The organism is Candidatus Methylomirabilota bacterium (genome assembly GCA_035315345.1).
GTDB lineage: Bacteria > Methylomirabilota > Methylomirabilia > Rokubacteriales > CSP1-6 > CAMLFJ01.
Genome location: DATFYA010000085.1, coordinates 43056 through 54795 on the forward strand (window position 1 = coordinate 43056; position 11740 = coordinate 54795).

General features: G+C 71.2%; 14 protein-coding genes and 3 tRNA genes. 15 read left to right on the forward strand and 2 right to left on the reverse strand.

Going from position 1 to position 11740, the window contains the following annotated elements; translation table 11 throughout:
- Window positions 1-6 precede the first annotated feature (6 nt).
- The 14 genes from VKN16_10750 to VKN16_10815 all read left to right on the forward strand — a co-directional run bounded on the left by VKN16_10750 (window position 7) and on the right by VKN16_10815 (window position 9259).
- Complete coding sequence (locus tag VKN16_10750; protein HME94683.1) at window positions 7-768, forward strand: 2-phosphosulfolactate phosphatase; 762 nt, start codon at window positions 7-9, stop codon at window positions 766-768.
- Window positions 765-1340 carry a CDP-diacylglycerol--glycerol-3-phosphate 3-phosphatidyltransferase gene (gene pgsA / locus VKN16_10755; GenBank protein ID HME94684.1) on the forward strand — a complete coding sequence of 192 codons (576 nt, stop codon included), beginning with the start codon at window positions 765-767 and terminating at the stop codon, window positions 1338-1340. Before VKN16_10750 ends, pgsA begins: the two co-directional genes overlap by 4 nt.
- Window positions 1331-1933, forward strand: coding sequence for a glycerol-3-phosphate 1-O-acyltransferase PlsY (plsY, locus tag VKN16_10760; protein ID HME94685.1), 603 nt, complete (start codon window positions 1331-1333; stop codon window positions 1931-1933). The genes pgsA and plsY overlap by 10 nt, the downstream gene beginning before the upstream one ends.
- Window positions 1930-2970, forward strand: a complete 1041-nt coding sequence (locus VKN16_10765) for an NAD(P)H-dependent glycerol-3-phosphate dehydrogenase (GenBank protein ID HME94686.1) — start codon at window positions 1930-1932, stop codon at window positions 2968-2970. The genes plsY and VKN16_10765 overlap by 4 nt, the downstream gene beginning before the upstream one ends.
- Complete coding sequence (gene galT, locus VKN16_10770; GenBank protein HME94687.1) at window positions 2963-3976, forward strand: galactose-1-phosphate uridylyltransferase; 1014 nt, start codon at window positions 2963-2965, stop codon at window positions 3974-3976. The genes VKN16_10765 and galT overlap by 8 nt, the downstream gene beginning before the upstream one ends.
- A 55-nt stretch (window positions 3977-4031) precedes the next feature.
- Window positions 4032-4106: transfer RNA gene (locus VKN16_10775), tRNA-Gly, on the forward strand.
- An 11-nt stretch (window positions 4107-4117) separates the two neighbouring features.
- Window positions 4118-4193, forward strand: a tRNA-Cys gene (locus tag VKN16_10780).
- 28 nt (window positions 4194-4221) lie between these two features.
- Window positions 4222-4310 (forward strand) — tRNA-Leu (locus tag VKN16_10785).
- A 35-nt stretch (window positions 4311-4345) separates the two neighbouring features.
- Window positions 4346-4801 (forward strand): secondary thiamine-phosphate synthase enzyme YjbQ, encoded by a 456-nt coding sequence (locus tag VKN16_10790; protein ID HME94688.1) that lies wholly within the window; start codon window positions 4346-4348, stop codon window positions 4799-4801.
- Window positions 4802-5114: 313 nt separating this feature from the next.
- Window positions 5115-6836, forward strand: a complete 1722-nt coding sequence (locus tag VKN16_10795) for a radical SAM protein (GenBank protein ID HME94689.1) — start codon at window positions 5115-5117, stop codon at window positions 6834-6836.
- Window positions 6837-6841: 5 nt separating this feature from the next.
- Window positions 6842-7147 (forward strand): Rieske 2Fe-2S domain-containing protein, encoded by a 306-nt coding sequence (locus VKN16_10800; protein ID HME94690.1) that lies wholly within the window; start codon window positions 6842-6844, stop codon window positions 7145-7147.
- Window positions 7144-8157 carry a GTP 3',8-cyclase MoaA gene (gene moaA, locus VKN16_10805; protein ID HME94691.1) on the forward strand — a complete coding sequence of 338 codons (1014 nt, stop codon included), beginning with the start codon at window positions 7144-7146 and terminating at the stop codon, window positions 8155-8157. Before VKN16_10800 ends, moaA begins: the two co-directional genes overlap by 4 nt.
- A gap of 2 nt (window positions 8158-8159) precedes the next feature.
- Window positions 8160-8864: a chlorite dismutase family protein gene (locus VKN16_10810; GenBank protein ID HME94692.1), complete on the forward strand. Its 705-nt coding sequence runs from the start codon at window positions 8160-8162 to the stop codon at window positions 8862-8864.
- The gene (locus tag VKN16_10815) at window positions 8861-9259 is read left to right on the forward strand and encodes a hypothetical protein (GenBank protein HME94693.1); all 399 of its coding nucleotides are present in this window, start codon (window positions 8861-8863) and stop codon (window positions 9257-9259) included. Before VKN16_10810 ends, VKN16_10815 begins: the two co-directional genes overlap by 4 nt.
- Here VKN16_10815 and VKN16_10820 read toward each other — a convergent pair.
- The gene (locus VKN16_10820; protein ID HME94694.1) at window positions 9252-9749 is read right to left on the reverse strand and encodes a DinB family protein; all 498 of its coding nucleotides are present in this window, start codon (window positions 9747-9749) and stop codon (window positions 9252-9254) included. The genes VKN16_10815 and VKN16_10820 overlap by 8 nt on opposite strands.
- A 2-nt stretch (window positions 9750-9751) precedes the next feature.
- Here VKN16_10820 and VKN16_10825 point away from each other — a divergent pair, with 2 nt between their 5' ends.
- Complete coding sequence (locus VKN16_10825; GenBank protein HME94695.1) at window positions 9752-10279, forward strand: hypothetical protein; 528 nt, start codon at window positions 9752-9754, stop codon at window positions 10277-10279.
- 7 nt (window positions 10280-10286) lie between these two features.
- On the opposite strand, the gene VKN16_10830 is transcribed toward VKN16_10825, so the two are convergent.
- Window positions 10287-11735 (reverse strand): glutamate synthase subunit beta, encoded by a 1449-nt coding sequence (locus tag VKN16_10830; GenBank protein ID HME94696.1) that lies wholly within the window; start codon window positions 11733-11735, stop codon window positions 10287-10289.
- Window positions 11736-11740 lie beyond the last annotated feature (5 nt).

The following is an 11740-nucleotide window of genomic DNA, read 5'->3' on the forward strand; positions in this document are numbered from 1 at the left end:
TCCTCGATGCGGGTGCACGTGGCCCTGAGCCCGGCCGAGTTCCCCGAGGCGCCGCTGTCGGGGCGGACCGCGCTCGCCATCGACGTGCTGCGCGCGACCTCCGCCGCGGTGGCCGCGTGCGAGGCGGGGTGCCACCGCCTGGTCGCGGTGGCCGACGCGGAGGCGGCGGAGGCGTTCGCGGCGGCCGACGGCGCCGACACCGTCCGGGCCGGGGAGCGCGGGGGCGAGCCGCTGACCGGCTTCGATCTGGGCAACTCGCCCGCCGAGTTCACCGCCGAGTCGGTGGGCCGGCGCACCGTGGTGCTGACCACCACGAACGGCACCGCCGCGATGCTCGCCGCCTCCGGTGCCGCGGCCGCCGGGCTCGCCGCGCTCACCAACGTCAGCGCGGCGGCCCGCTGGGCTCTCGCCGAAGGCCGGGACGTCTCGATCCTGTGCGCCGGCGACAGCGGCGCGCTCTCGCTCGAGGACGTGGTGTGCGCGGGCCTCCTGGTGGCGCACCTGTCCGGATCGGGGGTAACCACGCTGTCGGAGGGCGCGGCGACCGCGCTGGCCCTCGGCCGGTACTACGGGGGGCGGCTCGACCGGCTCGCCGAGGCCTCGCCGTGGGCCCGCCGGCTCGCCCGGCAGGGCCGCGGCGCCGACGTGGCCGCGTGCCTGCGCGCCGACGTCAGCGACGTGGTGCCGGTATTCGCGGCGGGCGGGTTCGTGCCGCAACGGGTCGCGTCGAGCGGCCTGGCCGTGGCCCGTCCGGAGGGGGGCTCGTGAATCTGCCCATCGCGCTCACCCTGTTCCGCATCGTCCTGGTGCCCCTCATCATGGTGTTCCTGATCTCGTCCTCCCGGGTGAGCGTGCTCATCGCCGCGGTGATCTTCGTGGCCGCCTCGCTCACCGACTGGCTGGACGGCCGCATGGCGCGCCGCTGGAACCAGGTCACCCGCCTCGGGACCCTGCTCGATCCGGTCGCGGACAAGCTGCTGGTGGCCGCCGCGCTGGTGTCGCTGGTCCACGTGGAGATGCTCGCGGCGTGGATGGCGGTGGTGATCATCGGCCGCGAGCTGGCGGTCACCGGCCTGCGCGGAGTGGCGCTGTCCATGGGCACGGTGGTGCCCGCCTCCTCCCTCGGGAAGGCGAAGACGGTGTCGCAGTACGTGGCCATCACGGTGCTGATCCTCGAGAAGGGCGTCTCCCCGGACCTCGAGATCTTCCACCTGATCTCGCGCGGCGTGCTCTGGATCGCGCTGGCCTTGACCGTGATCTCGGGCGTCGACTACTTCTACCGGTTCTTCCTCCACACCAACCCCAAGGATCTCGTGAAGGACAAGGAACGATGGCCCTGACCGTGCTCGGCCTGGTGGCCGCATACCTGATCGGGGCGATCCCGATCGGCTTCCTGGTGGCCCGCGCCGCCGGCGGCACCGATATCCGCCGCTCGGGGAGCGGCAACATCGGCGCCACCAACGTGCTGCGCACCCTCGGTCGCGGTCCCGCCGTGCTGACGCTGGTCGGCGACATCGTCAAGGGCTACCTGGCGGTGGCCGCGGCGCGGGCCATCGGCACCGAGGCCTGGTCGGCGGCGGGGGGGGCGGTCGCCGCGGTGGCCGGCAACTGCTGGCCGCTGTTTCTCGCCTTCCGCGGGGGCAAGGGGATGGCCACCGGCCTGGGCGCCTTCCTTGCGGTGGTGCCCTGGGCGGTGGCCCCGGCCGCGGTGCTGTGGCTGGGGGTGACCTCGCTCTCGCGATACGTCTCGCTCGCATCGATCCTGAGCTGCTTGAGCCTGCCCCTGGCCGCCGCGCTCCTCGGCTACCCGCGCCACTCGGTGGTGGCGGCGGCGCTCGTGGCCCTGATCATCACGTGGCGCCATCGCGAGAACATCACCCGCCTGGCCAGCGGCACCGAGCATCGCCTGGGCGACCGCGCGCGCGCCGCGTGAGCATCCCCCGGGGCGATCAGGCCGGGCCGGCGCCGGTGGCCGTGCTCGGCGCCGGAAGCTGGGGCACTGCGCTCGCCATGCATCTGGCACGCGGCGGCGGCCCGGTGCGTCTCTGGGCGCGCGACCCGGAGCTCGCCGCGTCCATGCGGGCGAACCGCGAGAACTCGCGCTATCTGCCCGGCCTCGTGCTATCCGACGGCATCCGGGTGAGCGCGGATCCGACGGATGCACTTGCCGATGCTGCGATCGTCCTGCTCGTCGTGCCCTCTCACTTCGTGGACGGCATCCTGGATCGGGTGGGGTCGGCCATCCCGGCGGAGGCGGTGGTCGTGTCGGCCACGAAGGGCCTCGAGCCCCGCCAGGGTCTGCGCATCTCCGAGCTGGTCGCGCGACGGCTGCCGGGCCACGCGCTGGCGGTGCTGTCGGGTCCCTCGTTCGCTCGCGAGGTCGCCGAGGGGCGGCCGGCCGCCCTGGTGATCGCCTCCGACGACGAAGCAGTGGCCGCCGATCTGCAGCGTCGGCTCGCCGGCCCGGCGCTACGCTTGTATACCAACCGCGACGTCATCGGCGTGGAGCTGGCCGGCGCGCTGAAGAACGTGATGGCCATCGCCACCGGCCTGGTGGACGGGCTCGAGCTGGGGGAGAACGCGCGGGCCGCCCTGATCACCCGCGGGCTGGCCGAGATCGTCCGGCTCGGGGCGGCCCGCGGCGCCCAGCCGACCACGTTCGCCGGCCTCGCGGGCCTGGGCGACCTGGTGCTGACCTGCACGGGCTCGCAAAGCCGCAACCACGCGCTGGGGCGCGCGATCGCGCGGGGGCATTCGCTGCGGGCCGTCGAGGCGGGCACGCCGATGGTGGCCGAGGGCGTGCGCACCGTGTCGTCGGCGCTGCGGATGGCCCGCGAGGCCGGGATCGCCATGCCGATCTGCGAGGAGGTGGCCGCGGTGCTGTTCGACGGCAAGCCCGTGCCGGACGCGCTGGCGTCGCTGCTGGCCCGCGAGCCGCGGCCCGAAGAGGAGCGCGCGCGCCATGCCTGAGCTGCGGCGCGATCCGATCGTCGGCCGCTGGGTGATCATCTCCACCGAGCGCTCCCGTCGGCCTTCGGACTTTGCGCCGGCTCCGCGGCGACGGAAGGGGGGGCCCTGCGTGTTCTGCGGAGGCCAGGAGCACCGCACGCCCGACGAGGTGTGGGCGCTCCGCCCCGGGCGCGGGGAGGCCAACACGCCGGGCTGGCTGCTGCGCGTGGTCCCCAACAAGTTCCCCGCGCTGCGCATCGAGGGCGAGCTCGAGCCCTCTGCGGAGGGCATGTTCGACCGGATGAACGGGATCGGGGCCCACGAGGTGATCGTCGAGTCGCCCGACCACGACGCGGTCATCGAGCAGCTGCCGGTGCCGCACCTGGCCGAGGTGTTCCGGGCCTATCGCGACCGGATCAACGACCTGGCCAAGGACCCGCGGCTCGAGTACGTGATGGTGTTCAAGAACCACGGCGATCCCGCCGGGGCCTCACTGGAGCACACCCACTCCCAGCTCATCGCCACGCCGGTGGTCCCGCTGATGGTCGAGGAGGAGCTGGCCGGGGCCCTCCAGCACTTGAAGCTTCGGCAGCGGTGCATCTGGTGCGACATCATCCGCCAGGAGCGGCAGGCCCGGACGCGGATCGTATTCGAGCACGACGGCTTCGTGGCCCTCGCCCCCTTCGCCCCCCGCTTCCCGTTCGAGACCTGGGTGCTCCCGGCGGCCCACCGGTCCCGCTACGAGGAGACGCCGGCCGAGGCGCTCACCGGCCTGGCCACCGTGGTGGCCCGCGTGCTCGGCCGCATGCGGACGTTCCTGGATGACCCGCCGTACAACTTCATGCTCCACAGCGCGCCCCTCCGCCGGCCGGCCCTCGACCATTTCCACTGGCACCTCGAGATCATTCCGAAGCTCACGCGGGTCGCGGGTTTCGAATGGGGGACGGGCTTTTTCATCAACCCGACGCCGCCCGAGGAGGCAGCGAAATACCTGCGCGGAGAGACCCCGCAACCGCCCGTAAGTTGACACTACGCAAGGCTTTTGTTACAGTCCGAAGCTGGTTCTGTGACAGGTGAAATTCGCGGGAATAGCTCAGTGGTAGAGCACAACCTTGCCAAGGTTGGGGTCGCGGGTTCGAATCCCGTTTCCCGCTCCATATGACTGAAGGGCGGCGTAGCCAAGTGGCTAAGGCGGAGGTCTGCAAAACCTCTATTCAGCGGTTCGAATCCGCTCGCCGCCTCCAACTTGGCAGGCGGTCCAGCGATCGGATTGCCGGGGTGGCGGAACTGGGAGACGCGGCGGACTTAAAATCCGTTGGTCCGCAAGGGCCGTGGGGGTTCGATTCCCTCCCTCGGCACCAGAGGTGAAGCGCACTCAAGCACGGAGGCAAACAAGGTGGAGACCTTGAAGGTAGTCCGGAAGACCTTCACGATGTTGAGCGAGAAACGGACACAGGTCCTGGACATCACCAAGCAGATCCGGGACATCGTGCTGGGCGCCGACATCAAGGAGGGCATCATTCTGGTCAACTCCCTCCACACCACCTGCGCCCTGTTCGTGAACGAGTTCCAGGGAGCCCTCGTCGAGGACCTCAAGACGATGATGGATCGCCTGGTCGCCGACGATGCCGGCTACAAGCACGACGACCCGCGCTTCTCGGACTGCGAGCGGGGCAACGCGTCCTCCCACCTCCGTGCCGCCCTGCTGGGGAGAAGCGTGGCGGTCGGCATCAGCGGTGGCGAGCTGTCGCTCGGCCGCTTCCAGTCCATCCTCTTCGCCGAGCTCGACGGGCCGCGGACCCGGAGCATCGACATCCAGATCATGGGCGTCGGGCCAGCGGGGGGGAACTGAGGGCTTCTGCAGTCAGTCGTTTGAATCTTTAGGCTCTATCTTATGCGGGGGCCCGGAAATGGCCCCCGCACTCCCCCAGTCGGCGGACGTTCGTAGGCCCCCGCACTCCCCCAGTCCGCGGACGTTCGTAGGCCCCCGCACTCCCCCAGTCCGCGGACGTTCGTAGGTCCCAGCAATCCCCCGGGGCGCGGACTCTTCGCGGCGGTTTCGGTCTGCGGCTTCGGTTTGTGGTTTTGGCTCCTTCTCCCCGAGCGTCTTCCGCTGGTGCTCCGGCCGGTGGGGGCCGGTTGGGCGTGATAGACTGACGCGCAGTATGTCCTGGAAGCTCAAGAAGAAGGCCCAGACGCTCGTCGCCTCCGAAGAGGGTGTGATCCACAAGGAATGGGGCGGTCGTGTGTCGATCGCGCTGGTGTACCCGAATACCTATGCGGTCGGGATGTCCAACCTCGGCTTCCAGACCATCTACGACCATCTGAACGCGCTGCCGCAGGTGGTGTGCGAGCGGGTCTTCTTTCCGGATCCCGAGGATCTGGACGAGCACGTCCGGACCGGGACGCCCCCGTTCTCGCTGGAGTCGCAGCGTCCCTTGACCGACTTCGACCTCGTGGGCTTCTCCATCACCTACGAGGGTGACTACATCAACACGGTGCGTCTGCTCCGCATGGCCGGCCTGCCGGTGCGGGCGGCGGACCGGGGGCCCGGCGATCCGGTGGTGATGATGGGCGGGGTCTGTGCTTTCTCGAACCCGGAGCCCATGGCCGCCTTCATGGACTTCGTGGTGGTCGGGGAGGGGGAGGAGGTCGTCCGCGAGATCGTCGACGCCTGGAGCGCGAGCGGAGCCGACGGCGACCGCGACGGGCAACGGAGCCGCTTCATCGAGCGCGTGAAGCCGCTGGTCGGAGTGTACGTGCCCGACGCCTACCGGGTCGACTACGGTGCGGAGGACCTGATCGCGTCGGTCGAGGCGGTCGAAGCGGGTGTCCCGGCGCTGGTGCTCAAGCGCCGCCTGAAGGACGTCAATCGCTTCGAGACCCGCTCGGCGCTCAAGACGCCGCGGGCCGAGTACGGCCACATGGAATTGCTGGAGGTCGGCAAGGGATGCGGCCGTGGCTGCCGGTTCTGCCTCGAGGGCCAGGTGTACCGGCCGGTGAGGCACCGGAGCCTCGACGCCCTCCGCGAGTCGGTGGCGCGCATCGCGAAGGAGTCCAAGCGCATCGGGCTGGTGGGGGCCTGCGTCTCCGACTACCCGTGGATCGGGGAGCTGATGAAAGTGCTGGAGGAGAACGGGGTGGAGGTGTCGATCTCCTCGCTCCGCGCCGACAGCCTCACCGAGGACCTGGTCGCCTCGCTGCAGCGCGGCGGTCACCGGACCCTCACGATGGCGCCGGAGGCGGGCACCGAGCGGCTGCGCGCGGTGGTGCGCAAGGCGATCACCGACCAGCAGCTCTACGAGGCCTGCGAGCTGCTGCGGCGGTACGGGATCCCGAATCTCAAGTGCTACTTCATGATCGGGCTCCCCACCGAGACACGCGAGGACGTGGAGGCGATCCCGGACCTCGCGGCCCGTCTGCTGGAGCGCCTGCAAGTCCTGGGGCCGGACGGCCATCCCTTCGGCAAGCTGACCCTGTCGGTCTCGTCGTTCGTGCCCAAGCCGTGGACGCCGTTCCAGTGGGCGCCGTTCGACGATCCGCGCGCCCTCGAGGACAAGCTCGACCTGATCAAGCGCGCGGCGCGCCGGCTCGACACGATCCGGGTGGTGCACGAGAACCCGCGGGAGGCCGCGCTGCAGGCCCTGCTGGCGCGCGGCGATCGGCGGGTGGCCGACTTCATCGAGCTGGCCGCGGGCCTCGACGGTGACTGGCGGCGCGCGCTCCGGGAATGGGACCGCGACCCGAGCGCGTACACCCGGCGCCCGCGCGCGACGACCGAGATCCTGCCGTGGGATCACTTCGACGTCGGGGTCAAGAAGGCCGGCCTCCTGCGCGAGTGGGAGCGAGCCTGTCAGACCGCCGCGCCGGCGGCGGCCTCGGGATAGCCGCGATGGCGTCCGTGATGGTGGCCAGGGTCGCGGAGGTGCCGCCCGGTCAGGCCCGCGTGGTGCAGGCCGGGGTGAAGACACTCGCGCTGTTCAACGTGGATGGCGCCTTCCACGCCATCGACAACGCCTGCCCCCACCGCGGCGGGCCGCTGGGCGACGGCGACCTGGACGGACGGCTCGCCATCTGCCCGTGGCACGGCTGGCGCTGGGACGTGACCACCGGAGCCAACGCCAACAACCCCGCGGTGAAGATCGCGTGCTTCCCGACCCGGGTCGAGAACGGCGACGTCTACGTGGAGCTGCCGTGATCCGCGACACGTTCGATCGGCCCCTGCGCAACCTGCGGCTATCCGTGACGGATCGCTGCAACCTGCGCTGTCAGTACTGCATGCCGGAGGAGGAGTACGTCTGGCTGCCCCGGGACGACATGCTGAGCTTCGAGGAGATGGGGCAGCTGGTCGACGTCTTCGCCGAGCTGGGCGTGGACAAGGTGCGCCTCACCGGCGGCGAGCCGCTGCTTCGCCGTGATCTCGACCGCCTCGTGCGCCTGCTCGCGGGCAATCCGCGCCTCCGCGACCTGGCCATGACCACGAACGGGGTGCTGCTGGCCGAGCAGGCCGACGCCCTCCGGGCCGCCGGCCTGCAGCGGGTCACGGTGAGCCTCGACACCCTGCGCGAGGATCGCTTCAAGGCGCTGACCCGTCGCGACACGCACGCGCGCGTGCTCGCGAGCATCGAGGCCGTGTCGGGCTGGCCCGGGCTCAAGCTCGACACGGTGGTCATGCGCGGGATCAACGACGACGAGCTGGCCGACCTGGTGGAATACGCCGGCCGCGTCTCCGCCGAGGTGCGCTTCATCGAGTACATGGACGTGGGGGGCGCGACCCACTGGAGCATCCAGCGGGTCGTCTCGCGCGCCGAGATGCTGGCGAGCCTCGGGGCGCGCTACGGGACGATCGTGCCGATCCAGGAGGACTCGTCGGCGCCCGCCGACCGCTTCCGCCTGCCGGACGGGCGCGTGTTCGGCATCATCTCGTCCACGACCCAGCCGTTCTGCCGGAGCTGCGATCGCAGCCGGCTCACCGCCGACGGGCTCTGGTATCTCTGCCTGTACGCGGTGCGGGGGACGGATCTGCGGCAGCCGCTGCGCGCGGGCGCGTCGCGGGAAGACCTCCTGACCCTGATCCGGTCCACGTGGCAGGGCCGCCGGGACCGCGGAGCCGAAGCCCGGCTGGCCACGCCGGAGCGCCGTCCGCTGATCCAGATCGGCGAGCTCAAGCGCGATCCGCACCTGGAGATGCACACGCGGGGAGGCTAGGCATGGCGGACGTACCGGGGGTGGACGTGCGGGAGCGCGGAGCGGGCGGACAGGTCTCCGATCGACGCCTGTTCATGCAGCTCCAGGCCTGGAGCGGCTGCGCCGACGGCAAGCCCCTGGTCGCCGCGGTGGAGCGCAGCCGGATCGAGGGCGTGCTCTATCACGACCTGAACGACCCGGCCGGCGTGGCGCTCCTCGCCCTGCACGAGGACCCCGCGTTCTTCGCCACCGGGCTCCGCGAGGCGCTGCACGGCGAGCCGTTCGCCTCGCTCCGTCATCGGCCCGAGCTCACGATGCTCGGTCGCACCTACGCCTCGGGCTTCGAGCCCGACCTGGCCGACTGGCTGCTCGGGCGTCCGCGGCGCACCGTGCTCAATCCGGCGTGGCCCTGGGGCATCTGGTATCCCCTGCGCCGGTCCGGCGCCTTCGCCCGGCTCACCCCGCAGGAGCAGGGCGCGATCCTGAAGGAGCACGGCACGCAGGGGCGGGCCTATGGTGACGCCGACCTCGCGCACGACGTGCGCCTGGCCTGCCACGGCCTCGACACCAACGACAACGACTTCGTGATCGGGCTCATCGGCCGGGACCTGCACCCGCTCTCTCATCTCGTGCAGGCCATGCGGCGGACCGCGCAGACGTCTCAGTATCTCCAGAGCCTCGGCCCCTTCTTCGTGGGGCACGTGCTCTGGCAGAGCGCGCCGCGGTGAGCCCGGCGCTCGCTCGTCGCGTCCGTGGCCTGCGCCCGCTCGCGGCGGTCGTCTTGCTGGCCGCGGCGTGCGGGCTGGCGGGCTGCGCGCCGCTGCCGCCCGCCCGACAGGTGGCCGACATCGGCTTGATCGAGGGGCGCTGGCAGGGCCAGATCAAGTTCGGCTTCGGCGGCTACCAGCTCTTCTACCCGACGATCTATCCCGACGGACGGCTGGTCGCCTCCTGGGACGGGGTGACGCGGTACGGGCAGGTGACGGTGGGGCCCGGACCCACCCGCTTCAGCCTCTACATCTGGAGCGGGAGCCTCGACTACCTGGAGGGCGGTGGTGAGCGGGTGATCCTGATGAAGGAGGACTTCGGCTCCTGGGACGCGATCGTCCGTCCCCTCAAGTAGGGCGGCCGGCCTTCTGCCAGGCGGCCAGGTTGGCCTCGATCTGTCGCGCGTGGATCTCCAGATGCTCGGCGTAGATCCGCAGCCAGTCCTCGGCGGTATACCGGCCCGAGGCGGTGTGTCGCCCTTCGCGGCGCCAGGCTTCCTCGGGCAGCGTGCGGATCACCAGCGCGGTGGTGGCGCGGACCGCGCGTACGGTGGCGAGGGCTGGCGGAAGCGGCTGGCCGTGATAGTCGAGCGCCACCGCCCAGACGTTCTCGTCGTAGCCGAGCACCAGCGGGTCCGGCTCGCACACCACGTAGCGGATGCGCGCGGCGGCGTTGGTCTCGGAATCCGCGCAATGCCAGATCACCTCGTGGGCGGACCACTCGCCGGGCGCCGGCCGCCACTGCCTCGCCTCGGCGGGCACCGTGGCGATCGCTCGCTCGAGCCGCGCGGGCCCGTCGGCGTATCGCTGGATCAGCTGCGCTCGTTCGGATCGAGTGAGGGCCATCGGTGATCGCCTCCGTGATCGGTCATCGCGTCCGCTCCCTGGTCGTCGCCGCGGCGGTCCTCGTGACCCTCGTGCCCGCGGCGGTCGCCCAGGAGGCGCCGCCGGCCGGTCGCGTGGACGCGGCCGGGCTCAAGGCGCTGCTCAACACACTCGGCTATCAGCCCCGGGAGTCGCGCAACGAGGCCGGCGTGGAGTACGAGATCGTCCTTCGCGCGGCGGACACCCGCGCCATCACCACGCGGGTCACCCTGTCCAAGGACGGTGCGCTGGTGTGGCTGGTGGCCTGGCTCAAGCGAGTGCCGACGAACCGCACCATCAGCGGCAACGCGGTCCTGGGCATGCTGATCGAGAACGACGCCATCGGCCCGACCCACTTCTCCTACAACGAGGGCCGCCGCTGGTTCTTCCTCAACAAGCCGGTCGTCAACGTGGACCTCACCGCCGAGCGGCTGCGCGGCGAGTTCACGCACCTCGGCGCCACGGTGTCCCGTACCGAGGGCCTGTGGGATCCCGACCGCTGGAAGAAGTGAGCGCGTCTCAGGCCAGCGGGGCGGGGAGGTCGGATCGCCCCATGAGGTAGCGGTCCACGCCGCGGGCCGCGCTCCGGCCATCCGCGATGGCCCACACGATCAGCGACTGGCCCCGCTGCATGTCGCCCGCGGTGAACACCCCGGGCACCGTGGTCATCCAGTTCTCGTCGCGCTTGACGTTGCCGCGGTCGGTCAGCTCGACGCCCAGCTGCTGCAGCAGGCCCGGCCGCTCGGGCCCGACGAAGCCCATTGCGAGCAGCACCAGCTCGCAGGGAAGGACGAAGGTGGACCCGGGCACCTCGCGGAACGTCACGCGTCCGCCCTCGCGCACCGTCTCCACCCGCGTCACCTCGAGCGACTTCACCATGCCTCGCTCGTCACCCAGGAAGCGCGACGTCGAGACCGAATAGACCCGCTCGCCGCCTTCCGCGTGGGCCGAGGAGACGCGGTAGATGTTGGGCCACTGCGGCCACGGGTTGTCGGCGGCCCGCTCGTCGGGCGGGCGGGGCAGGATCTCGAGCTGATTGATCCCCAGCGCGGCCTGGCGATGAGCCGTGCCGAGGCAGTCGGCGCCGGTGTCGCCGCCCCCGATGATGACCACCCGCTTGCCGCGAGCGGTGATGAACTCGCCGTCGGCGATCCGGTCGCCCTCGCAGCGCCGGTTCTGCAGCGTGAGGTAGTCCATCGCGAAATGGATGCCGCCCAGCTGCCGGCCGGGAATCGGAAGATCGCGCGGGTCGGTGGCCCCGCCGCAGAGGACCAGGGCGTCGAACTCGCGCCGGAGATCCTCGACCGGCCGGTCCGCCCCGATGTGCGCGTTGGCCACGAAGCGCACGCCCTCGGCTTCCATCTGGGCGAGCCGGCGGGCCAGGACGCGCTTCTCCATCTTGAACTCGGGGATGCCGTAGCGCAGCAGCCCGCCGATCCGGTCGGCCCGCTCGAAGACGGTGACCGCGTGGCCCGCCCGCGCCAGCTGCTGGGCGGCGGCAAGCCCCGCGGGGCCGGATCCCACGATCGCCACCGTCTTGCCGGTACGGCGCGCGGCCGGCTCCGGGACGACCCAGCCCTCCGCGAAGGCTCGGTCGATGATCGACAGCTCGATCCCCTTGATGGTCACCGCGTCGTCGTTGATGCCGAGCACGCAGGAGCCCTCGCAGGGGGCCGGGCAGAGCGTCCCGGTGAACTCGGGGAAGTTGTTGGTCGCGTGCAGGCGGTCGATGGCCTCGCGCCAGCGGTCGCGGTAGACCAGATCGTTCCAGTCGGGGATGAGATTGCCGAGCGGACAGCCCTGGTGGCAGAACGGGATGCCGCAGTCCATGCAGCGCGCGCCCTGCTTGCGGAGGGCGTCGGTCGGCCACGGCAGCATGACCTGCTTCCAGTCGCGGATCCGCTCCTCGACGGGCCGATAGGGCTGCTTGTCCCGCTTGAACTCGATGAAGCCGGTGATCTTGCCCATTCGCG

Bases quoted from the DNA above. Each gene is read 5' to 3' on its own strand.
- VKN16_10820 (HME94694.1), bottom strand. From the start codon at position 9,749: ATGGCCCTCACTCGATCCGAACGAGCGCAGCTGATCCAGCGATACGCC.
- VKN16_10800 (HME94690.1), top strand. From the start codon at position 6,842: ATGGCGTCCGTGATGGTGGCCAGGGTCGCGGAGGTGCCGCCCGGTCAG.
- VKN16_10830 (HME94696.1), bottom strand. From the start codon at position 11,735: ATGGGCAAGATCACCGGCTTCATCGAGTTCAAGCGGGACAAGCAGCCC.
- VKN16_10810 (HME94692.1), top strand. From the start codon at position 8,160: ATGGCGGACGTACCGGGGGTGGACGTGCGGGAGCGCGGAGCGGGCGGA.
- galT (HME94687.1), top strand. From the start codon at position 2,963: ATGCCTGAGCTGCGGCGCGATCCGATCGTCGGCCGCTGGGTGATCATC.
- VKN16_10795 (HME94689.1), top strand. From the start codon at position 5,115: ATGTCCTGGAAGCTCAAGAAGAAGGCCCAGACGCTCGTCGCCTCCGAA.
- plsY (HME94685.1), top strand. From the start codon at position 1,331: ATGGCCCTGACCGTGCTCGGCCTGGTGGCCGCATACCTGATCGGGGCG.
- VKN16_10750 (HME94683.1), top strand. From the start codon at position 7: ATGCGGGTGCACGTGGCCCTGAGCCCGGCCGAGTTCCCCGAGGCGCCG.